The organism is Saccharopolyspora gloriosae (assembly GCF_014203325.1).
Lineage (GTDB): Bacteria > Actinomycetota > Actinomycetes > Mycobacteriales > Pseudonocardiaceae > Saccharopolyspora_C > Saccharopolyspora_C gloriosae.
This window is the reverse complement of the sequence record NZ_JACHIV010000001.1, coordinates 1,747,003-1,768,992: the sequence shown is the minus strand read 5'-3', so window position 1 is coordinate 1,768,992 and position 21,990 is coordinate 1,747,003. Positions and strand designations below refer to the sequence as shown.

Here is a 21,990-nt window from a genome sequence, read left to right as displayed (position 1 = left end):
GTCAGGGGACTCGGAGCAGGGCGCAGAACATCGCGTCCGTGCCGTGCAGGTGCGGCCAGAGCTGGACGGTGGGGCCGTCGCCGAGGTCGGGGACGCCGGGGAACGCCTCGCGCGCGTCGAGCAGTTCCGCACCGCTGCGGCGCACCACGTCGGAGATGACGCCGTCGGTCTCCGACAGGTGCGGCGAGCACACGACGTAGGCCACGACACCACCGGAGCGGGCGAGCCCCACGGCCGACAGCAGCAGCGAGCGCTGCAACTTCGCCAGTTCCGCCACGTCCGAGGGCTGCCGCCGCCAGCGGGCCTCCGGACGGCGCCGCAGCGCGCCGAGCCCGGTGCACGGCGCGTCGACGAGCACCCGGTCGTAGCCGGGTTCGAGGCCGGATTCGCGCCCGTCGGCGACGTGCACGGTGACGGCGAGGTCGCGGGTGACCTTGCGGATGAGCTCCGCGCGGTGCTCGGACTGCTCGACCGCGTCGAGCGTGCCGCCGTCGAGGGTGATCAGCGCGCCGAGCAGCCCGGCCTTGCCGCCGGGGCCCGCGCACAGGTCGAGCCAGCGGGTGTCGGAGCCGGTCACCTCGGGCTTGGTGACGGCGAGGGCGGCGAGCTGGCTGCCCTCGTCCTGCACGGCGGCGAAGCCTTCGCGCACCGGTTCCAGGTCGCCGGGGTCGCCGGCGCCCGCCTCCAGGTGCACGCCGTAGGGCGAGTACGGCGCTTCGTCACCGCCGGTGATGGCGGCGAGCTCCTCGTTGCTGATCTCGCCGGGCCGGGCGGCGAGGTGCACGGCGGGCCGGGCGTCGTCGGCGGCGAGCGCGGCGGCGAGGCCGTCGCCGGTGTCGCCGAGCGCGTCGGCGAACGCCTGCGCCACCCAGCGCGGGTGCGCGTGGCGCAGCGCGAGGTGGCCGACGGGGTCGGTGTCGCGGGCGGGCGCGAGCCGGTCGATCCACTCCTGCTCGTCGCGCTCGCTGGCGCGGCGCATGACGGCGTTGGCGAACCCGGCGAGCTTCGACCCCGCCTCGCCGCGCACGATGTCCACTGTGGACGCCACGGCGGCGTGGTCCGGAATCCTGGTGCGCAGCAACTGGTAGACGCCCATTCGCAGCACGTCCAGCGTCACCGGGTCCACTTCGGACACGTCACGGCCGCTGCAGTCCGCGATGACCGCGTCGAGCAGACCGGTGGCGCGGCAGGTGCCGTAGGCGAGCTCGGTGGCCAGCCCCGCGTCCCTGCCGTCGAGCTTGCGCTTGCGCAGCAGGCCCGGCAGCGTCAGGTTCGCGTAGGCGTCGCGCTCGCGGACCGCGCGCAGCGTTTCCAGCGCCGCCATCCGCGCCGGGTCCTGCTCGGGCGGCCGGGCGGGGGTCTTGCCGCGCTGCGGCGGGCGGCTGCCGCGGGGCCGGGACGGGCGGCGGGGACGGTGGTCGTTCACTGCAGACGTTCTCCTTGCTCGATGCGGGTTCCGCGCGCCCAGTCCGTGGCCGCCATGCGTTTCTTGCCCTGCGCCTGCACTTCGCCCAGCGCGACCGCTTCGGTCGCGGTGCCGACGAGCACCCGGCGGCGCTGCACGCTGATCTCGCCGGGAGCGAGGCCGGTCTCCTCGGTGCGCGTCACCGGCCCGAGCTTGAACCGCTCGTCCCGGAACCACGCCCACGAGCCGGGATCCGGCGTCACCGAACGGATCAGCCGGTCCACGGCGAGCGCGGGCGCGGCGAAGTCCGCCTTGGCGTCCTCCGAGGTGACCTTCGGCGCGTAGCTGACGCCCTCGGCGGGCTGCGGTTGCGCCCGCACCGTGCCGTCCTCGATGCCGTCGAGCGTCGCGGCCAGCAGCTTCGCACCGGAGATCGCCAGCCGGTCCAGCAGGTCGCCCGAGGTGTCGGTGTCGCGCACGTCCTCGGTGACCACGCCGTAAACGGGACCGGCGTCGAGCTCCGGCACCAGGTGGAACGTGGCGGCACCGGTGATCTCGTCGCCGTGCCGGATCGCGGACTGCACCGGCGCCGCGCCGCGCCACGCCGGCAGCAGCGAGAAGTGCAGGTTGACCCATCCGTGCCGGGGGACGTCGAGCGCCCGCTGCCGCAGCAGCGCCCCGTAGGCCACCACCGGGCAGCAGTCCGGGGCGATTTCCTCCAGCCGTGCCAGGAAATCCGGGTCCGTGGCGCGCGGCGGCGTGAGGACTTCGATGCCGTGCTCGTCGGCGAGCTCGCCGACCGGTGAGCGCAGCACCTTGCGGCCGCGTCCGGCGCGCGCGTCCGGCCGGGTGATCACGGCCGCGACCTCGTGGCGCTCGGAGTCGATGAGGGCCTGCAACGAAGGCACGGCGGGCGCCGGGGTCCCGGCGAAGACGAGCCGCATGATCAGCGCTTCCCGAACAACGGGTGCGGGCTTTCCTTCACCACGGGGACCTGGCCGTCGAACCAGTCGGCGTGGCGGATCTCGCGCAGCGCGGACTTGCGGGTCTCGGCGTCGAGCCGGTCCACGAACAGCACGCCGTCCAAGTGGTCGGTCTCGTGCTGGATGCACCGCGCCAGCAGGTCGGTGCCCTCGACCTCGACGGGGTCGCCGTGCATGTTCCAGCCGCGCGCCACGACGTGCTGGTGGCGCAGGCAGTCCCAGGTCATGCCGGGGATGGACAGGCAGCCCTCGGGGCCGTCCTGCATCTGCTCGCCGACGACCTCCCAGCCCGGGTTGATCAGGTGGCCTTCGAACCCGTCGCAGCGGTAGGTGAACACGCGCAGCCCCACGCCCAGCTGCGGCGCGGCCAGCCCGGCACCGCCCTGCTCGTGCATCGTGTCCCACAGGTCGCGGACCAGGGTGTGCAGTTCCTTGTCGAAGTCCACGACCTCGTCGGCGCGCGTCCGCAGGACGGGATCGCCGAAGAGTCGGACGGGCTGGACGGTCACGCGGGGCTCCCAGGTCGGGCTCGACGAACTGACCTGCCGAGTCTAGTCGTCTTGTGCTTGGGGCCGTGGAGCCCTTCTTGGTGGGTTGGGTGGCGGAACCTCAATTGCTTCCTCGCTGCGGGATCTTTTTCCCAAGTGGCTCCGCCACGAGGGAAAAAGCCGTCCTCGCGAGGAAGCAACTGAGAACCCGCGGGTGGTCGTTCTGCTTTGGTGGTCGCTGCTCAGCGGCTTCGCCGCTGACGGGACACGGGCGCCCTGGAACCACTGGGGCTGCTGGTGTCAGGGCGCCGGGGCGACCACTGCTGCTGAGCCGCCGCCGCGGCGGTGCTTCTCGGCTGCGGCGATCCAGCGGCCGTCGGGGAGCCGTTCCACGCCCGTGGCGGCGCCGATCTCCTCGCTCGGGGTGAACTCGTGGCCCAGTGCGCGCAGCTTGTCGGCCTCGGGTCGCGCGAGGAATCCCGGTTCGGCCTCGGTGGCCGCGGAGTTGCGCTGCGAAGCGCGGGGTTCCGCGATGGCGTCCACGAGGGGCAGTCCGCGGTCCAGCCTGCCGGTGAGCACCTGGAGCACGGTGGTGATGATCGTGGCTCCGCCGGGGCTGCCCGCCGCGAGCAGCGGTCGCCCGTCCTGGAGCACGATCGTCGGGCTGATCGAGCTGCGCGGCCGCTTTCCGGGGCCGGGCAGGTTCGGGTCGGGCTCGCCGGGAGTGGTGGGTTCGAACGAGAAGTCGGTGAGCTCGTTGTTGAGCAGGAATCCGCGGCCTGGCACGGTGATGCCGCTGCCGCCGGTCTGCTCGATCGTCAGCGTGTAGGACACGACGTCACCGTCGGCGTCGGCGACGGTGAGGTGCGTGGTGTTCGGCCCCTCGTAGGGCTCGCCGCCGCGCGCGGGCGCCTGCGGCGCGCACGGCGCGGGGTGGCGCGGGTCGCCCGCCGCGACCGGGGTGGGCAGCACCGCGTCCGGCGTGATCAGGCAGGCGCGGGAGTCGGCGAACTCCTGGCCGGTGAGCTCCTCGGTGGGCACGTCGCCGAACGCGGGGTCGCCGACCCAGCGGTTGCGGTCGGCGAAGCCGATCTTGCTCGCCTCCAGGAACCGGTGCAGGTACTGCGCCTGGTCCAGGTCGCCGAGGTCGGTGCCCTCCAGGATGTTGAGCGCTTCGCCGACGGTGGTGCCGCCGGAGGACGACGGCGCCATCCCGTACACGTCCAGGCCCCGGTACTCGACGTGCGTGGGATCGGGCTCGGCCGTGCGGTAGTCGCGCAGGTCGGCCTCGGTCATGCCGCCGGGGCGCACGGTGCGGCCTGCGGCCGGGTCGACCGGCGGGTTGCGCACGGCCTCGACGACGTCCGCGCCGATCTCACCCCGGTACAGCGGGTCGAGCCCCTCGTCCGCGAAGGTCCGGTAGGTCTCGGCGAGGTCGGGGTTGCGGAACACGGTTCCCGTGGCCGGGGGCTGCCCGCCGGGCAGGAACAGGTCGCGGGTGGCGGGGAACGCGGCGAAGCGCTCCTGGTTGTCGGCGGTCTGCTCGCGGAAGGTGTCGTCGACGACGAACCCGTCGCGGGCCAGCCGTTCGGCGGGGCGCAGCACCTCGCCGAGGTCCTGGCGCCCCCACTTGCGCAGCGCCTCCTGCCAGGTCGCGGGGGTGCCGGGGACTCCGACGCCGAGCCCGCTGGTGATCGCCTCCGCGCCGGGGATGGGCTCGCCGTCCTCCAGGAACATCTCCGGGTGCGCGGCGGCCGGGGCGGTCTCCCGCCCGTCGATGGTGGAGACCTCGCCGGTTTCGGCGTCGTAGTGCACGAAGTAGCCGCCGCCCCCGACTCCCGCGGAGTAGGGCTCGGTGACGCCGAGCGCAGCGGCGACCGCGACGGCGGCGTCGGCGGCCGTTCCGCCGCGGCGCAGCACCTCGATGCCCGCGCGGGTGGCGTCCGGGTCGACGCTGGAGACCGCGCCCCCGTAGCCGACGGCTTCGGCGCTCTTCGGCGGCTGCGGCTGCGCTTGGGCCATCGGCGTGATCAGCGCGCACGAGGTCACCGCCGCGAGCGTGATCCGAACGGGCCTTGCTCCCACCATCGTGTGCCTCCGATCGCCGCGTGCCCGCTACTGTGCCGAGCGCCGGCCCTCGGAACAACACGATCGGCCCATCGTTGGCGGACCGAGATCATCAGTGCCCGGCCCCGCAATGTCACGTTGTGGACGATTTCCGCGATTTCGCGAGAAATTGAATCACCCGTACGGGAGAAACCCCGCACCCCGAAACCGTCACACCCTCTTTGACCAGCAGAAACAGTTATCCACAGGGGTGTCCGACACACCGGGGGGTAGTCAATTCCTCGCGAAATTGCAGTGGTGGCCTCTCGGGGGCTGGGGGTCAGGTGAGGTCGGCGAAGCGCTCCACGTCGCGGGAGCGACCGGACACGATGAGGATGTCGCCCTCGTGCAGCCGCGTGTCCTGGGTGGCGTAGGTGAAGTCCTCGCCGGGGCGCTTGATCGCGACGACGGTGACCCCGTACTTGCTGCGCAGCCTGCTCTCCCCCAGCGCGTGCCCGGCGGCCATCGCGGGCGCCCGCGTCTTGACCATCGCGTAGTCGTCCTCGAACTCGATGTAGTCCAGCATCCGGCCGGTGACCAGGTGCGCGACCCGCTCGCCCATGTCGTGCTCGGGCAGCACCACGTGGTGCGCGCCGACCCGTTCGAGGATGCGCCCGTGCTGGCGGCTGACGGCCTTCGCCCAGATGTGGCCGACCTCGAACTCCGCCAGCAGCGAGGTCGTCAGGATGCTGGCCTCCAGGTCGTCCCCGATGGCCACGACGGCGCGGTCGAACTCGGGCACGTCGAGCTGGCGCAGCACCTCCGGGTCGGTGCTGTCGGCGACGGCGGCGTGCGTGACCGAGTCGGAGTACCGCTGCACGACGTCGGGGCGGTTGTCCAGCGCCAGCACGTCGGTGCCGCGTTCGATGAGTTCCATCGCCAGCGAGCCGCCGAACCGGCCGAGGCCGATGACGACCACGCGCGAGGCGTTGGGGCGGGGTTTCCTAGCCGACAATGGGTCGTTCCTCCGGGAGGTCGTAGCGGCGCAGCCGCTCGCGCAGCGCGAGCGCGGAAGCGAGGGTGACGGGCCCGACGCGGCCGGTGAACATCACCACGACCAGGATGAGCTGCCCTGCGACCGGCAGCTCATCGGTGATGCCGGTCGAGAGCCCGGTGCCGAACGCGGAGACCGACTCGAACAGGACCGCGTCCAGGGAGAACGGGGTGAGCACCAGCAGCGCGAGGGTGGCGGTGAAGATCAGGCCGACGCCGCCCAGGACCACCGTCAGCGCCTGCCGGTGCACCTCGCGCGGGAGCTTGCGGTCGGCGATGTGCACGTTCGGCTCACCGCGGATCTCGGCGAGCATCACGAACGCCAGCAGCGCGAAGGTGGTCACCTTGATCCCGCCCGCGGTGCCCGCGCTGCCGCCGCCGATGAACATGAGCACGTTGGTGATCAGCAGCGTGGCCCCGTGCAGTTCGCCGGTGTCGACGCTGTTGAACCCCGCGGTGCGCGGCGACATGCCTTGGAAGAACCCGGCGAGCAGCTTGCCGCCGAACCCGAACCGGCCGAGCGTGCCCGGGTTGTCCCATTCGATGGCGGTGACCGCGATCGTGCCGAGCACGGCGAGCGCGCCGTACGTGCTGAGGGTGATGCGGGTGTGCAGCGTCCAGCGCCGCGCCCGGCCGCGCGCGTGGCGCAGGATTTCGAACAGCACTGGGAATCCGAGTCCGCCGAGCACGAACGCCGCCACGATCGGCAGGCACACCCACGGGTCCGTCGCGTAGCGCATCAGGCTGTCCGAGAACAGCGCGAACCCCGCGTTGTTGAACGCGGACACGGCGTGGAACACGCCCAGGTAGAGCGCGCGCCCCAGCGGCTCGCCGTAGTGCGCGGCGAATCTCGCGGTCAGCGCCAGGGCGGTGAGCGCTTCGACGACGAGGCTCAGCACCACCACGCCGACGAGGACCCTGCGCACCTCGCCGAGCCCGAAGCTCTTGGTCTCGGCCTGCGCGCTGCGCTGCATCCGCAGGCCCAGCCGGCGGGTGACCAGCAGTCCCAGCAGCGAGGCCAGGGTCATGATGCCGAACCCGCCGACCTGGATGAGGCCGAGCACGACGCCTTCGCCGAACGCCGACCAGTGCGCGTGGGTGTCGACGACGACCAGCCCGGTCACGCACACCGCCGAGGTGGCGGTGAACAGCGCCAGGTTCCACGAGGTCGCCGCACCGCTCTCGCCTGCCACCGGCAGCATCAGCAGGACGGTGCCGAGCAGCATCACGCCGCCGAATCCGGCCACGACCAGCCGAGCGGGGTGCCGCGTGCGGGAGCGGTCGGTGCGCCGCAGCGCCGTCCACGCGGTCCGCACCTGGTCCCGCGCGGTCATCCGCATCGCGTCCTCCGAGCGGGCCGCGCGCACGCCTTCCTGGTCACAAGCGCGAGAACCTACCCCGAGCGCCCCCGGCCACCAACTCCGAACCCGACCGGCGGTGACCGCACGCACACGAGCGCCGCGAGCCCTGAGCCCGCGGCGCCCGCCGAACCGGCCGAGGACCGGTCCTTCCGTCCGAATCTTGTCAGCGGCGAAGCCGCTGAGCAGCGACCCGACACGCAGATCGACCACCCGCGGGTTCTCAGCGTTCTTCTCGCGAGGACAGCTTTTTCCCTCGTGGCGGAGCCACTCGGGAAAAAGATCCCGCAGCGAGAAGAACGCTGAGGTTCCGCCACCCGACCCCTACGCAGACCGAGGCGGACGAACCACTACGGCTTCTGCGGTACGAGGGCTTCTCCGTGGTAGCGGCAGTTCGGGGCCCACAGCAGGTACGACGGCATGCCGCCGTCGCGGGCGGCGTCGATCTGGGCACCGACCTCCGCGGGTCCGTAGCTGGCGCCGAGGCTGAAGTCCTGCAGCCACGGAATGATCTGCACGTCGGTCCCGGCGACGGCCTGGGCGAACTTGTCCAGGGACCGCCGCACGATGTCGTAGGGCGCGGTGTTCGGATCGGCCACGCCGAATTCGCCCGGCCCCCAGTGCGAGGGGTAGACCATCGGCGCGATGTAATCCACGTACTTCGCCATCTGCGGGATGTCCTGCGCGATCTGCGTGGGCCGGTCCACCGCGATGCCGAACACCGAAGCTCCCAGCAGCGCGCCCTGGGAGCGCACCGCGGTCTGCGATTCGCGCAGGAAGTTCGCGATGCCCGTCTCCGGCGTGGTGGTGAGCCCGGGGAAGCGCATCTTCTCGATGCCGCCGTCGGGCCTGCGCACGTAGTCGTAGAGGATGTCGTCGAAGCCCAGCGAGGCGGCTTCGGCGGCGATGTCGATGTTGTACTTCTGCACCGCCGGGTCGGCGAAGTTCGTGAACGCGAAGTCGCCGTACCCGCTGCTCCACGGTTGTCCGCCGGAGGTCTGCACGACCCGTTCCGGGTGCCCTTCGCGCCAGGACGCCTCGCCCAGCACCGGGTCCTTGAACGCCACGAGGCGGCCGACCACCCGCACGCCCATGCCGTGCAGCTGGTCGATGGCTTCGCGGGCGTCGTAGTAGTTCTTCACCGCCCCGATCCGGTTCGCCTCGGGCACCGCCGAGCCGTAGGGGATTTCGCCGCTCTCGTCCTTGATGTCGAGTTCGACGGTGTCGATCCGGCCTTGCCTGGCCATCTCCAGCACCGGTTCGCGCAGGGTGTCGCTGGTCCAGGCGAGCCCGGTCATGTGCACGGCGCGCATGCCCGGGTGCTTGATGTGCACGGTCATCGTGCGCTCGGCGCGATTGCCCGCGAGGTCGGTGGCCACGACCTGCACTTCGCGTTCCGGCTTGTCCACGACCGCGGAGAACGCGCCGTCCGGGCCCGGCTTGACCGCTTTGCCCGCCACGGTCACTTCGTCGGCACCGGTGGCCTTGCCGTGCACGGTCACCGGTTCACCGAGCTCGTTCGGCCGCAGCGAGTCCTCGACCTGGAGCTCCGGCGCCGCGCTGTCCACTGTGAACTCTTGCGTGGTGCTGGAGGAACCGAGCCAGGACACCGCTCGTGGAGTGACGACCTCCAGCACGTGGGTGCCGTCGGACGTCGACGGAGCGTGCACGGCGAGCGCGCCGCCTTGCTCCGATGTGGGAACGGGACGTCCGTCGAGCAGGATCTGCGTCGATGCAGTGGTTTCGGAGCGGATCTGAATGGATCCATCCGAGGTCGCCTCGGAACGCACCGGGTGCGACGGCAATCCGTCGACTCGAACGTCCTCTGTGGACAACATGCGGAGCACGAAGTACCCCGCGATCAGCAGCACGATGGTGGCCACGGCCACGACGGCCCACTGCGGGACACCGCCGAACCCGTTGCCACGGCTGGTCTTCGTGGTTCCTGATGGCCCTTCGGGCGCAGGATCGGTCACAGCTTTCGCCTCCCCGACGTCGGCGAATCCGGACAACTAATCACGTTACGTTGCCGGTCGAATGTTCGCGCCACCCTTCCAGGTAATAACCAACAGATCAACAAGTCACTTGGAGTATCCACATCGGGCACTGACTCCACTAACGTGCGAACCGATGTTGAGCGTGATCGAGCGCACCTGCGCCGTGACGGCGGTGGCGCTGCTCGCCCTGTCCGGCGCCGCATGTAGCGCACAAGCCCCCGCCCCAGAAGCTCCCGACGTCGCCGCGGCACCACCGCCGCCACCCCCGCCGCCGCCACCGCCCGCTCCGGAATCGGTTCACGCCAACGAACTCGGCGACGTCCCGGTGCTCATGTACCACCGGATCACCACCGACCCGAGCAGCGTCTACGACCGCACACCGCAGGACTTCCGCGCCGAACTGGAACGGCTCCACGCCGAGGGCTACACGCCGATCACCGCCAGCGAATTCGCCGACGGCCGCATCGACATCCCGGCGGGCAGGCACCCCGTCGTACTCACCTTCGACGACGGCTCCACCGGTCAGTTCACAGTGGACGAAACCGGGCAACCCGCACCGGACACCGCGGTGCGCATCATGCTCGACACCGCCGCCGCGCACCCGGAGTTCCGCGCCACCGCGACCTTCTTCGTCTTCAACCCGCCCTTCGAAGACCCCGGCGGCCGCGTCACGCTGCCCTGGCTGCACGAGCACGGCTTCGAAGTCGGCAACCACACGCTCGACCACCCCAACCTCGGCCAAGTCGGCTCCGCCGAAGCGCAGCAGGAGATCGCCTCCATGCAGCGGGTCATCAACGAGGCGCTGCCCGACGTGCCGGTGCGCTCGCTGGCGCTACCGCTGGGCATGCACCCCGACGACGAAGCGCTCGCCGCCGACGGCAGCGCCGACGGGATCACCTACCACCACGACAGCGTGTTCCTCGTCGGCTCCAACCCGGCCCCGTCCCCGTTCGACGCGGACTTCGACCGCGAGAACATCCCGCGCATCCGCTCGCAGGCCGCCACCGGCGAAGAAGCCGAATACGGATCCACCCAGTGGCTCGACAAACTCGCCGCCGACCCGGAATCCCGCTACACGTCCGACGGTGACCCGGACCGCGTCTCCGCGCCGCGCTCCACCGACCCCGAGCCCGCCCCCGGCGTTCCTGGTCTCTACTTGTACTGACTCCACGGCTCGGTTTGCTTTGGTGGTCGGGTGGCGGAACCTCAGCTGTCTTCTCGCTGCGGGATCTTTTTCCCAAGTGGCTCCGCCACGAGGGAAAAAGCTGTCCTCGCGAGAAGACAGCTGAGAACCCGCCGGTGGTCAGCTTTTCGACGTGGGCTATGTGCTTCGCACATACAGGCACGGCTACGCCGCAAGGCAGGCGTGGCTTCGCCGCCCACTGCACGACCTCGGCCGCGAGGGTGCCTTCGGGCATGGCTGGGAACGGGGTTCCGTGGTGGGGAAGCCGCTGGGGGCTGCCCAGCGGATAGCTGCGCTCGCCGTGGTGAGGGGTTAGAGGAGTTCCAGTGGGTCGACTCTGATCTTGATGGTTTCCTTCGGGCGGCGGGAGGCTCGGATCGCCTGGGCCGCGTGCATCGCTGCCGCGAGCTCGCGGCCTTCGGCTCGGGAGACGCGGACCAGGGCGCGTTCCTGCTCGGAATTGCCGTCCTCGTCGACCTCGCCGAGCGGGACCGGGCCCAGGATCTCGCCGGTGCTCGGCAATTCCAGGCAGTCCAGCAGGTCGTTCACCGCGTCCGGCGAGCCGTCGACCGCCGCTACCCGCATCGCGGGCGGGAAGCCCAGCTCCGCGCGCCCGGCCAGTTCGATCTGGGCGTGCCACGCCGGGTCCCAGCGCACCAGCGCCTGCACCGGCTGCAACGTGGAATCGGCCATCACCACGACCCGCCCGCCGTCCCGCGCGGGCCGCACCATCGCCGCCGCCGCCAGCCACAACCGCAACGTCTCCTCGGTGGCCCGCAGCTCCGGCCGCGACAGCAGGGTGCGCCCGTCCAGCAGCAGCGCCGCGCCGTAGCCGCCTTCGACGACGGGTTCCGCGCCGGGCGTGCACACGATCAGCGCCGGTTTCGCCGGGACGCTCGACAAGATCTCCTTGCCGCCGGAGGTGCGCACCGTGACGTTGCTGAACGCCCGGCCCAGCTCCTCCGCGGTGCGCCCCGCGCCGATCGCGATCGCCCGCAGCCGCCGCGACCCGCAGGAACCGCAGCGGAACGCGGCCTCCGCCGCCCCGCACCACCGGCACGCGGCGGGCTTCGGGGCGCCGTCCTCGGTGCCGCCGGGCAGCCCCAGCGGTCCCGCGCACCGGCGGCAACGAGCCTGCTCCCGGCAATCCCCGCAGGCCAGCGCGGGCACGTAACCCCGGCGCGGGACCTGCACCAGCACCGGGGCGTCCTTGCTCAGCGCCGCGCGGGCCGCCTCGAACGCCACCGACGGCAGCCGAGCCGCGCGGGCCGCCGGGTCGCGGGCCAGCTGGGTGTCGTCGGCACCGATCGCGACCACGTGCGGCGCGGCGGCCCGGACCTGATCGCGCAGCGCCACGACCTGCTGCGCCCACCCGGTCTCGACCAGCAGCGCCGCCTCCGCGGTGCGCGCGAACCCGGCCACGAGCAGCGCGGCACCGGCGGAGTGCGCGCGGTGGGTGAGCACGTCGCGCGCGTGCGGGTAGGGCATCTGCGGGTAGCTGTGCATGGAGTCGCCGTCGTCCCACACCACCGCGAGCCCGAGGTCGTGCACCGGGGCGAACATCGCGGCCCTGGTCCCCAGCACCACCCGCGCCGTGCCGCGCAGCACCGCCAGCCACCGCTTGTAGCGCTCACCCGGCCCGAGTTCCGACGTGAGCGCCACGACCCCGTCGTCACCCAGCAACCGCGCGCACGCGGCCTGCAACCGCGTCACGTCCCGGTGGTCGGGCACTACGATCAGCGCGCCCCGGCCCGCCGCGGCGGCGGTCGCGGCGGCCTCCGCGAGGCGTTCGGTCCACTGCTCCCCCGGCAGCGCCTGCCACACCGCGCGGGCCGGTTTGCCCGCGTGCACCGCCTCCAGCAGCGCCGCGCCGTGCTGGTAGCGCGACCACGCCTCGGCTTCCGGTTTCGCCGGCGCCGGCGCGGGCTCGGCGGTCTGCTTCTCCGCGCGGGCGTGCCGCGGCGGCACGGCCAGCCGCACCACGTCGGCGAGCATGCCGCCGTAGCGCGCGGCCACCGAACGGCACAGCTCCAGCAGCCGCGGCGGCAGCACCACCTCCGAGGAGATCACCCGGTCCACCCACTGCAGGGTCCCGGCGAAGTCCGAGTTCTCCTTGCGCTCCAGCAGATATCCGTCGACGAGCTTGCCGCGGAACCGCACCCGCACCCGGCAGCCCGCGACCGCCGCGTCGTGCAACCGGTCCGGGATCAGGTAGTCGAAGGCCCGGTCCAGGTGCGCGGGCAACGACACCTCCACCAGGACGCTGGCGACCGGCAGCGACGGAGCGGCCGTGCGCTCCGTGTTCTTCGTCGTCTTGGACCCGCCCGCCGCCATGCCCACTTCTCTACCAGAGCCCGCCGACCGCACCGCGCACCCGGTCCGCGCCGAGCGAGCCGGTCACTACGATGCGTCGGGCAGCATTCGTGAAAGGACCCCGCGTGTTCGACGTCGTCTTCTACCACCCCGAGATCCCCGGCAACACGGGCAACGCGATCCGGATGGCCGCCGGTTCCGGGTGCGTGCTGCACCTGGTGCGGCCGTTGGGGTTCAGCGTGGAGGACGCGCGGCTGCGCCGAGCGGGCCTGGACTACCACGACCGCGCCGCGCTGCGGGTGCACGAGGACTGGGACTCGATGCTGCGCGAGGTGGCGCCGCCGCGCGTGTTCGCCTTCACCACCGGCGCCACGACCTCGCTGGAGCAGATCTCCTACCGGCCCGGTGACGCGCTGCTGTTCGGCCCGGAGGCCACCGGCCTGCCCGCGGAGGTGCTCGCCTCGGAGCACATCACCGACCAGGTCCGGATTCCGATGCTGCCGGGCATCCGGTCGATGAACCTCGCGAACTCCGCGGCCGTCGCCGTCTACGAGGCGTGGCGCCAGCAGGGCTACGCGATGTAGGGCGCCTCCCGCGCCCGGCGGGACCGGGTGCGGGAGGTGCAGCCGGTCGTCCTACAGCCGGCAGGCTTCCAGCGGGGTGACGAGGATGGCGCGCGCGCCCTCCGCCCACAGCCGGTCCATGATCGACTGGGCTTGGTGGCGCGGCACCATCACGCGAACCGCCACCCAGCCCTTCTCGTCGAGCGGGGACACCGTCGGTGCCTCCATGCCGGGCGTGATCTTGCGGACGTCCTCGAGGGACGCGGTGGGGCAGTTGTAGTCCATCATCACGTACTGCCGGGCGATCAGGACGCCACGCAGCCGCTGGATCAGCACCTCCACCGCCTGCTCGCTGTCCTCCGGCAGCTCGCGGGCGCCGCGCACCAGCACCGCCTCGGAGCGCAGGATCGGCTCCCCGATGGTCTGCAGCCCGGCTTCGCGCAGCGACGCCCCGGTCTCCACGACGTCGGCGATGGCGTCGGCGAGCCCGAGCTCGACGGCGGTCTCCACCGCCCCGTCGAGCTCGATGACGTCCACCTCGATGCCCAGGTCGACCGCCGCGGCCGTCACCAGCGGCGCGAACGAGGTGGCGATGCGCTTGCCGTCGAGCTCGGTGAGCGCGCCGACGCGCCCGGTGGGGGCGGCGAAGTAGAACCGCGACACCCCGAAGTCCAGCGGCAGCAGTTCCTGCGTGCTCACGTCGGTGCCCGCGGCCTGCAGCAGGTCCTGGCCGGTGATGCCGACGTCGAGCACGCCGCTGCCGACGGTGCGGGCGATGTCGGTGGGCCGGAGGAAGACGAACTGCACGTCGTTGGCCGTGTCGATGGCGAACAGGGCCTTGTGCTCGCGGTGCACGCGGTAGCCGGCGTCCGAGAGCAGCTGGATGGCGGGAGCGCTCAGCGATCCCTTGTTGGGCACGGCGACCCGAAGCATGGTGGTTCCTTTGCCGAGTTCAGTGGACGGGACGGCCCCGGTTCAGGCGGGGCGGCGGGGCGTTCCACCCGCTGCACGCTGCGGGCGGAACCCGCTATGGCGCTGACCACCGCACATCGACTTCGTCCTCCTCGCTCCGGCCGGATTTCGCACGTCCAGAATGGTGGCACACCGAGGCGCCGCGCGGTCCGGGAGCATGTCCGTGCTCACGTGCCGGGCGGCGGAGGACGCTCGTCTTTGATCTTGGCTTGAGCAGTGGGTCAGGTTGCGGAACCTCAGCGGCTTCCTCGCTGCGGGATCGATTTCTCATGTATGTCCATACACAGCGAAATCGCTGTCCTCGCGAGGAAGCCGCTGAGAACCCGCCGGTGGTCTTCTTGCTCAGGCTGATCACTGCTCAGCGGCTCCGCCGCTGACAAGACAACGACCGACAACGCCACTCACCTGGAAAGACAAGATCAAAGGCAGGCAGTAGGCTTCGGCCCCGTCTCCGGCCGAGGGTGAGGATTTCCGCGCATGCCTGATCGACATCTCGTCGACGCCCACGTCCTGCTGGTGCGCGAGGACCAGGTCCTGCTCAGCAAGCGCCGGGGCGACGCCTTCGACGGCTGCTGGCACCTGCCCGCGGGCAAGGTCGACGCGGGCGAGGACGTGCTCTCCGCCGCCGCCCGCGAGGCGTGGGAGGAGGTCGGGGTGCGGATCGACCCGGCGGACCTCGCGCACGTGCACACCGTGCACATCACCGGCTCCGGACAGGAGCCGCGGTTCGGGCTGTTCTTCCGCGCCGCCCGCTGGGACGGGGAGCCGTCGAACCGCGAGCCCGCCAAGTGCCACGGCCTCGACTGGTTCCCGGTGGACGCGCTGCCCGAACCGATGATCGGGTACGCGGCGCTGGGCATCCGGGCGCTGCGCACCGGAGTCCCGTTCTCGATCCACGGCTGGAGCTGACCGCCTGCCGTTGATCTCGGCTCGAGCAGTGGGTCGGGTAGCGGAACCCCAGCGGCTCCGGACAAGACAACGACCACCGACCCCGCTCACCCGGGAAGGCAAGATCAAAGACAGGCGGTGATCAGACCGCGGCGCGCAGCGCAGCGGTCCGGTCCGCGCGTTCCCAGGGCAGGTCGAGGTCGGTGCGCCCGAAGTGCCCGTAGGCCGCGGTCGGCGCGTAGATCGGCCGCAGCAGGCCGAGATCGCGGATGATCGCGGCGGGCCGCAGGTCGAACACGGCACCGACGGCGTCCTGGATCCGTTGCGGCGCAACGGTTTCGGTGCCGAAGGTCGCCACCGACAACCCGACCGGGGCCGCGGCGCCGATGGCGTAGGCCACCTGCACCTCGACGCGCTCCGCGAGCCCCGCGGCCACGACGTTGCCCGCGATCCACCGCAGCGCGTACGCCGCTGATCGGTCGACTTTGGACGGATCCTTGCCGGAGAAGGCACCGCCGCCGTGGCGGGCCATGCCGCCGTAGGTGTCCACCATGATCTTCCGCCCGGTGAGCCCGGCATCGCCCATCGGCCCGCCCACCACGAACCGCCCCGTCGGGTTCACCAGCACCCGCATCCCCGACTCGTCCAGCTCCAGCCCGGCGACCTCCGGGGCGACGACCAGTTCGCGCACCTCGGCGTCGAGCCGGGCCGGGTCGACGTCGGCCGCGTGCTGGGCGGACACGACCACGGTGTCCAGCGCCACCGGCCGATCCCCGGCGTACTCGACGGTCACCTGCGTCTTGCCGTCCGGGCGCAGGTGCGGCAGCAACCCGTCCTTGCGCACCCGCGCCAACCGCCGGGCGAGCCGGTGGGCCAGCGCGATCGGCAGCGGCATGCGTTCCGGGGTGTCGGCGCAGGCGTAGCCGAACATCAGCCCCTGATCTCCGGCGCCCTGCCGCGCGACCTCGTCGTCGAGCCCTTCGACGCGGGATTCGTAGCCGCGGTCCACGCCGCGCGCGATGTCGGGCGATTGCGCTCCGATGGCGACGTTCACGCCGCAGGAGTTCCCGTCGAACCCCTTCGCGGAGGAGTCGTACCCGATCTCCAGCACGCGTTCCCGCACGAGCGCGGGGATGTCGACGTAGGCCTCGCTGGTGACCTCGCCCGCGATGTGCACCTGCCCGGTGGTGACCATCGCCTCCACGGCGACGCGGGACAGCGGGTCCTGCGCGAGCAGCGCGTCCAGCACCGCGTCGCTGAGCGCGTCGCAGATCTTGTCCGGGTGCCCCTCGGTCACCGATTCGCTGGTGAACAGCCGCCGCACGATCCCACCCCCTGGGAGAACGGGTGCGGCCCGGACTCAGCTCCGCTCGCCGAGCCGCCGGGTCACAGCATCCCACAGCCGCGCCGAGAGCAGGGACTTCGCGCCGTGCGGCAGCGGGGTCTCGGTGCCGTCGGTGGACAGCAGCCAGCCCGCGTTGTCCTCCATCTCGAAGGCCTTGCCGTCGCCGACGGTGTTCACCACCAGCAGGTCGCAGCCCTTGCGGTCGAGCTTGCGGCGGCCGTGGTCGAGCACCGGGGTGTCCGGGTCCCCGGTCTCGGCGGCGAAACCGACGATCAGACCGGTGTCGAGCTCGCCGTCGCGGCGCCGCTCGACGAGCTCGGCGAGGATGTCCGGGTTCCGGGTCAGCTTCACCGGCGCCGGGTCCGCGTCCACCTTCTTGATCTTGTGCTGGGCGAGGTCGACGGGCCGGAAGTCGGCGACCGCCGCGGCCATCACGACCGCGTCGGCCCCCTGCGACTCGGCCAGCACCGATTCCCGCAGCTGCTCGGCGGTGCCCACGTGCACCACGCGCACTCCGGCGGGTTCCACCAGGTCCGCCGTGTGCGCGGAGATCAGCACGACCTCGGCACCGCGGTGCGCGGCGACCCGCGCCAACGCGTAGCCCTGCCGACCGGACGAGCGATTCCCCAGGTACCGCACCGGATCCAGCGGCTCCCGGGTGCCTCCCGCCGAGATCACCACCCGGCGGCCTTCCAGGTCCCGGGGCAGCGCGGACGCCGAGGACAGCAGCAACCGGCCCAGGTCGACGATCTCCACCGGGTCCGGCAACCGGCCCTTGCCGGTGTCCTTGCCGGTGAGCCTGCCGCTGGCCGGTTCCGCGACGACCACTCCCCTGGAGCGCAAGGTCGCCACGTTCTGCCGCGTCGCCGGGTGCTCCCACATCTCGGTGTGCATCGCGGGCACCATCAGCACCGGGCACCTCGCGGTGAGCAGCGTCGAGGTGAGCAGGTCGTCGGCTTGGCCGTGCGCGGCGCGCGCGAGCAGGTCCGCGGTGGCCGGCGCGACCACGACGAGCTCGGCCTCCTGACCGAGCCGCACGTGCTGCACCTGGTCGACGTCGGTGAACACCCCGGTGCGCACCGGATGCCCGGACAACGCCTCGAAGGTGGCGGAACCGACGAAGTTCAACGCCGACTCGGTGGGCACCACCCGCACGTCATGACCGGATTCGGTCAGCCGGCGCAGCACGTCGCAGGCCTTGTATGCCGCGATGCCGCCGCTGACGCCCAGCACGACCCGCGGGCGACGCCCGGAAGGTTGCTGTGTCACGGGGAGTTCCGGCTCACTCGCCTTCGGTGTGCTCGAGAACGCCGGAGTGGATCTCGCGCAGCGCGATGGACAGCGGCTTCTCCCGCGGGCCCGGCTCCACCAGCGGTCCGACGTACTCCAGCAGGCCTTCGCCGAGCTGGGCGTAGTAGTCGTTGATCTGCCGGGCGCGCTTGGCCGCGTAGATCGCCAGCGCGTACTTCGAGCTGACCTGCTCCAGCAGGTCGTCGATCGGCGGGTTGGTGATGCCCTCCGGCGAGGTCAGCGAGGACCGGGTGTTGAGGGCGGCGAGCGCGTTGGGCGTGGTCACGTGGTGGCTCCTGCTCTGAACGAAGAATGCGGTGGGCGCCGGCGCGTGGACCGCGGCGACTCGGCTCGGCCGACGGCTGGCGCCGGTCCGGCATCCGAGCACGGGCTCAGACCCGGCGACCGGTCACCAATCGTATCAATTCGCTGGTCGCGGACCGCACATCGGCGTTGACCACGGTGTCGTCGAACTCCGGTTCGGCGGCGAGCTCTTCCCGCGCGGTCTGCAAGCGGGCCTCGACGACCTCGGGATCTTCGGTGCCGCGCCCGGTGAGCCGCTGCACGAGCTCCTCCCAGGACGGCGGCAGCAGCATCACGAGCCGCGCCTCGGGCATCGACTCGCGCACCTGCCGGGCGCCCTGCAGTTCGATCTCCAGCACGGCGTCGCGGCCGGCGGCGAGCGCGTGCTCGACGGGCCCGCGGGGCGTGCCGTAGTAGTTGCCCGCGTACCGCGCGTGCTCGAGGAGTTCGCCCGCGGCGACCATCCGCTCGAACTCGGCGACGCCGACGAAGTGGTAGTGCGCGCCGTCCACCTCGCCCGCGCGGGGGCGCCTGGTGGTCACCGAAACGCTGAAGTAGATCTCCGGTGCCTGCTCGCGCAGCTCGTTCAGCACGCTGGACTTCCCGACGCCGGAAGGCCCGGAAACGACGGTGAGCCGGGGCCCGTCCTGACGGACCGACCCCGGCTCGACACCGGTACGGGTGTCGATCACTCGGCGGCGAACTCGGTGAGCAGCGCCTTGCGCTGACGCTCACCCAGCCCGCGGAGCCGGCGGCTGTTAGCGATCTCCAGCCGCTCCATGATCTGCTGTGCGCGGACCTTGCCCACGCCGGGAAGGGCCTCAAGCAGCGCGGACACCTTCATCTTGCCCAAGACCTCGTCGTTGTCGGCGGTGTCCAGGACCTCTGCCAGGCTGGTTCCACCGCGCTTGAGGCGCTCTTTGAGCTCGGCTCGGGCGCGACGGGCGGCAGCCGCCTTTTCCAAAGCTGCTGCCCGCTGCTCCTCGGTCAGCTGGGGAAGGGCCACCATGTCCTCCGTGATGTGGGGTTTCTCTTGATCGGTGCGGCGACGGTACCGACTCCCGCCCACCGGGTTCCACGCGGGTCCGGCTTGTCGAGCGGGCGTTTCGGGGAAGATCCCGCCGCCTGACCCTTCGGACGGTTCGTACAAGGGGTGCACGAACACTCGGGTCGCTGCAACTACTACCAACAATGGCGCTGAAGTGCACTAACCTGGGAGAAAACTCTTCCGATCTGTCCGATTTCCGGGCGGTTGAGCGACGCTGGGTGCGTCCTCGCAGGTCACAGGGAGACCGATACCACGGCGACGGGAAGTCGATCAAGATCGAATCCGACTTCCCCCCGATCTTGCCGGGCTTTTTTCACCGATCCCGCCCGGAATTCGTACTCGACCCCTCGAACGGCGCCGCAGCCGGGCCCGGCCCGAGCCCGCTCGGACGGCAATGAAATGATCATGGTCGGGCGCGTTCCCGCGCAGGTCGCCGCGCGAGCGGCCCGCTCCCCGCCAGCACCGCACCGCCTCGGAGGACGCACCGCGATGAGCCCCCACCCGGCGCGTCGACCGGAGCGCGCGCACCGCGCTCCGGGCGCCCGTCAGTGTTCGCGCTCGCCCGCCGCGGGCAGCGCGACTCCCCAGAGATCGCCGTCGAAGAAGCCCGGATCTCCTTTGATGGAACCGGCCCAGCACTCCTCGCCCGCGCCGTCGAGATGAGCCGCGGCGCCGTCTTCCGGCACGTCCAAGCAGAACGGGGAACAACCGGCCTGCTCGGGGATGATCGGGTCCGCCGCGGCCGTCGCGGCCCGGATGACCTCCGCCCACACGGCCTCGACGCAGGACCTCGGTTCGCCGCTGTGCGGATCTCGTGGGCCTCGTACCCGCCACGCCCCCATGTCGTCGTGCACCGACCGCTCCTCGCTGTCGCCGGGGCACCATCGCGCCGCCGGCAGCTCCATCCCAGTGCGCCCGACGTTAGCGCAACGAGGGCCGGAGCCGACAAGGTTTCGTAGCACGACAACCCAGGGCTTTCCCAGTGAAGATCCACTTCGCGGGCAGTGGCCCGGCGCGGGAGAAGGGCGTTTCCGGCCGCTGCTTCACTGACCGTCCGAGTCGCCCTGACCGTCCGAGTCGCCCTGGTCGCCCGAGGTCCCCCGGCCGTTCGCGTTCCCCTGGCCGTTCTGCGACTGGTCGGTGCCGACGTTGTCCCCGCTCTGGCCGTTCTGCTCGTTCGCCGGAGGACTTCCCGGCGAGTTCGGCACCGGCTGCTGCGGCGCCTCGGTCTGCTTCTTGGCCTGCCCCGGCGGCAACGTCGCGTCCGGCGGCGCCTTGACCGTCGTACCGGGCGCCGTGACCACCTGCCCCGGCGCCGGCGGTTCCCCGGGCACGGTGACGACCACGGGCGGCGGCGGTGCGGGCAGCGGGAGGGTCGCGACGTCCTCGGCCACGCGGTCGGCGGCCGTCAGCAGGCTGCGGGCGTAGGCGGGGTCCAACCTGCCGCGGGCCTGGGCCTCGGCGATGCCCCTGGTCAGCTCCGCGAGCGCGAACTCCGACGCCACCCGGTCGTGCCGCCGCGCCGCGCTGTCCACTTCGGACACGGCCGCCTTCAGCGCGGCGCGCACGTCCGGTTCGACGAGCGTTCGCGGGGCACCGCTGCACGAACTGAGCAGCAGCGCGGCCAGAACGGTCCACAGTGGTGTTCTCATTCGTCCACCAGCTCGGTCAGGTTCGCCAGGTCCGCGGGCAGCCGGTCCACCCCGGGCGGCCCGGTGACGGGCGGCGGCATCGGCAGGTCCGGCGCGCTCTCCACCGGCAGCAGCAGGAACACCGCGCCGAGGACCGCCGCCGCGATCGGCACCCCGAGCCACGGCCACCACCTCCGGCGGCGGGCGGGTTCCTCACCGGCCGCCTCCACGGGCAGCGTCGGGTCGACCTCCGGCTTCGCCGCGGGCGGGCTGATCTCCCCGGACAGCAGCCGCACGCAGCGGGCCGCCGACGGCCGGTCGTCGGGGTCGTCGGCGGTCATCGCGCGCAGCGTCCCGGCGAGCGGCTCGGGCAACGACTCGGGGATGCGCGGCTTGCGGGTCAGGCGCGCCACCGCGGCCTCGGCCTTGGTGCCGTCGTACTCGGCCCGGCCGGTGAGGCACTCCAGCAGCACCAGGGCCAGCGAGTACAGGTCGGCGGGGTAGCCGATCTCCTCGTCGCGGACCTGCTCGGGCGCCATGTAGTGCGCGGAACCCATGATGATGCCGGAGTCGGTCATCCGGCCCACCGCGTCCGCGAGCCGGGAGATGCCGAAGTCGGCGAGGAAGACCTGCTCGTCGTCGGTGATCAGCACGTTGGACGGCTTCACGTCCCGGTGCACGATGCCGTTCTCGTGCACGTACGCGAGCACCACGGCGATCCGCCTGCCGAGTTCGAGGACGTCTTCGGGCTCGACGGTGCCCGATTCGATGACGTTGGTGAGGGTGCGGCCCTCGACGAGCTGCATCACCAGGAAGGGCTCGCCGTCGCCGGACTCCGCGCCGAAGTCGTGCACGGTGACCAGGCCGGGATGGCTCAACCGGGCCAGCAGCCGGGCTTCGTCCTCGAAGCGGCGGCGGGAGGACTCGTCGGCGTTGGAGCGGAACACCTTGACCGCGACCGGTCGTTGCAGCCGGGTGTCCACCGCGCGGTACACCTCGGACATCCCACCGCGCCCCAAGCGCCTGCCGAGCCGGTACCGACCGGCCAGCAGCGGCGGTGCCGCGTCCGTCATCCGGGCCTCCGAACGGTCCACTTCGATCAACCGCCGGGAACCCTAACCGAA

Annotated in this window: 20 protein-coding genes; 3 read left to right on the top strand and 17 right to left on the bottom strand. The window is 71.8% G+C overall.

The window, feature by feature from the left end; genetic code table 11:
* Position 1: 1 nt before the first annotated feature.
* The 7 genes from BJ969_RS08070 to BJ969_RS08040 form a co-directional block, all read right to left on the bottom strand.
* Entirely contained in the window at positions 2–1,426 is a 1,425-nt protein-coding gene (locus BJ969_RS08070; RefSeq protein ID WP_184478192.1) for a transcription antitermination factor NusB, read from the bottom strand.
* A complete protein-coding gene (fmt, locus tag BJ969_RS08065) occupies positions 1,423–2,349 on the bottom strand; it encodes a methionyl-tRNA formyltransferase (RefSeq protein WP_184478191.1) in 927 nt (308 codons plus the stop codon). Before fmt ends, BJ969_RS08070 begins: the two co-directional genes overlap by 4 nt.
* Before the next feature lie 2 nt (positions 2,350–2,351).
* The gene (def, locus tag BJ969_RS08060) at positions 2,352–2,897 is read right to left on the bottom strand and encodes a peptide deformylase (protein WP_184478190.1); all 546 of its coding nucleotides are present in this window, start codon (positions 2,895–2,897) and stop codon (positions 2,352–2,354) included.
* Between the two features lie 279 nt (positions 2,898–3,176).
* On the bottom strand, positions 3,177–4,964 hold the full coding sequence (gene ggt, locus BJ969_RS08055; RefSeq protein ID WP_184478189.1) for a gamma-glutamyltransferase: 1,788 nt from the start codon (positions 4,962–4,964) through the stop codon (positions 3,177–3,179).
* Positions 4,965–5,262: 298 nt separating this feature from the next.
* Complete coding sequence (locus BJ969_RS08050) at positions 5,263–5,901, bottom strand: NAD-binding protein (RefSeq protein ID WP_184478188.1); 639 nt, start codon at positions 5,899–5,901, stop codon at positions 5,263–5,265.
* Between the two features lie 25 nt (positions 5,902–5,926).
* Positions 5,927–7,309 (bottom strand): TrkH family potassium uptake protein, encoded by a 1,383-nt coding sequence (locus tag BJ969_RS08045; RefSeq protein WP_184478187.1) that lies wholly within the window; start codon positions 7,307–7,309, stop codon positions 5,927–5,929.
* 374 nt (positions 7,310–7,683) lie between these two features.
* Complete coding sequence (locus tag BJ969_RS08040) at positions 7,684–9,309, bottom strand: putative glycoside hydrolase (protein WP_343071297.1); 1,626 nt, start codon at positions 9,307–9,309, stop codon at positions 7,684–7,686.
* A 154-nt stretch (positions 9,310–9,463) separates the two neighbouring features.
* Here BJ969_RS08040 and BJ969_RS08035 point away from each other — a divergent pair, with 154 nt between their 5' ends.
* On the top strand, positions 9,464–10,495 hold the full coding sequence (locus BJ969_RS08035; protein ID WP_184478186.1) for a polysaccharide deacetylase family protein: 1,032 nt from the start codon (positions 9,464–9,466) through the stop codon (positions 10,493–10,495).
* 330 nt (positions 10,496–10,825) lie between these two features.
* Here the strand turns inward: BJ969_RS08035 and BJ969_RS08030 are convergent, their stop codons facing one another.
* Entirely contained in the window at positions 10,826–12,847 is a 2,022-nt protein-coding gene (locus BJ969_RS08030; RefSeq protein ID WP_184478185.1) for a primosomal protein N', read from the bottom strand.
* A gap of 104 nt (positions 12,848–12,951) precedes the next feature.
* Between BJ969_RS08030 and BJ969_RS08025 the strand changes: the two genes are divergently transcribed.
* Positions 12,952–13,410 carry a TrmH family RNA methyltransferase gene (locus BJ969_RS08025; RefSeq protein WP_184478184.1) on the top strand — a complete coding sequence of 153 codons (459 nt, stop codon included), beginning with the start codon at positions 12,952–12,954 and terminating at the stop codon, positions 13,408–13,410.
* Positions 13,411–13,461: 51 nt separating this feature from the next.
* Here BJ969_RS08025 and hisG read toward each other — a convergent pair whose 3' ends face one another.
* Positions 13,462–14,322: an ATP phosphoribosyltransferase gene (gene hisG / locus BJ969_RS08020; protein WP_184478183.1), complete on the bottom strand. Its 861-nt coding sequence runs from the start codon at positions 14,320–14,322 to the stop codon at positions 13,462–13,464.
* Between the two features lie 516 nt (positions 14,323–14,838).
* Here hisG and BJ969_RS08015 point away from each other — a divergent pair.
* Positions 14,839–15,270, top strand: coding sequence for an NUDIX hydrolase (locus BJ969_RS08015; protein WP_184478182.1), 432 nt, complete (start codon positions 14,839–14,841; stop codon positions 15,268–15,270).
* 121 nt (positions 15,271–15,391) lie between these two features.
* Here the strand turns inward: BJ969_RS08015 and metK are convergent, their stop codons facing one another.
* From metK to BJ969_RS07975, 8 genes are all read right to left on the bottom strand, one after another.
* Positions 15,392–16,564, bottom strand: a complete 1,173-nt coding sequence (gene metK, locus BJ969_RS08010) for a methionine adenosyltransferase (RefSeq protein ID WP_184484998.1) — start codon at positions 16,562–16,564, stop codon at positions 15,392–15,394.
* A 45-nt stretch (positions 16,565–16,609) separates the two neighbouring features.
* Positions 16,610–17,863, bottom strand: coding sequence for a bifunctional phosphopantothenoylcysteine decarboxylase/phosphopantothenate--cysteine ligase CoaBC (coaBC, locus tag BJ969_RS08005; RefSeq protein WP_184478181.1), 1,254 nt, complete (start codon positions 17,861–17,863; stop codon positions 16,610–16,612).
* Positions 17,864–17,876: 13 nt separating this feature from the next.
* A complete protein-coding gene (gene rpoZ, locus BJ969_RS08000; RefSeq protein ID WP_184478180.1) occupies positions 17,877–18,170 on the bottom strand; it encodes a DNA-directed RNA polymerase subunit omega in 294 nt (97 codons plus the stop codon).
* Between the two features lie 106 nt (positions 18,171–18,276).
* Entirely contained in the window at positions 18,277–18,879 is a 603-nt protein-coding gene (gene gmk / locus BJ969_RS07995) for a guanylate kinase (protein WP_184478179.1), read from the bottom strand.
* Positions 18,876–19,193, bottom strand: a complete 318-nt coding sequence (gene mihF, locus BJ969_RS07990) for an integration host factor, actinobacterial type (RefSeq protein WP_184484996.1) — start codon at positions 19,191–19,193, stop codon at positions 18,876–18,878. The genes gmk and mihF overlap by 4 nt, the downstream gene beginning before the upstream one ends.
* A 587-nt stretch (positions 19,194–19,780) precedes the next feature.
* Positions 19,781–20,089, bottom strand: coding sequence for a hypothetical protein (locus tag BJ969_RS07985; protein WP_184478178.1), 309 nt, complete (start codon positions 20,087–20,089; stop codon positions 19,781–19,783).
* Between the two features lie 189 nt (positions 20,090–20,278).
* A complete protein-coding gene (locus BJ969_RS07980) occupies positions 20,279–20,887 on the bottom strand; it encodes a hypothetical protein (RefSeq protein WP_184478177.1) in 609 nt (202 codons plus the stop codon).
* Entirely contained in the window at positions 20,884–21,939 is a 1,056-nt protein-coding gene (locus BJ969_RS07975; protein ID WP_184478176.1) for a serine/threonine-protein kinase, read from the bottom strand. The genes BJ969_RS07980 and BJ969_RS07975 overlap by 4 nt, the downstream gene beginning before the upstream one ends.
* Between the last annotated feature and the right edge of the window lie 51 nt (positions 21,940–21,990).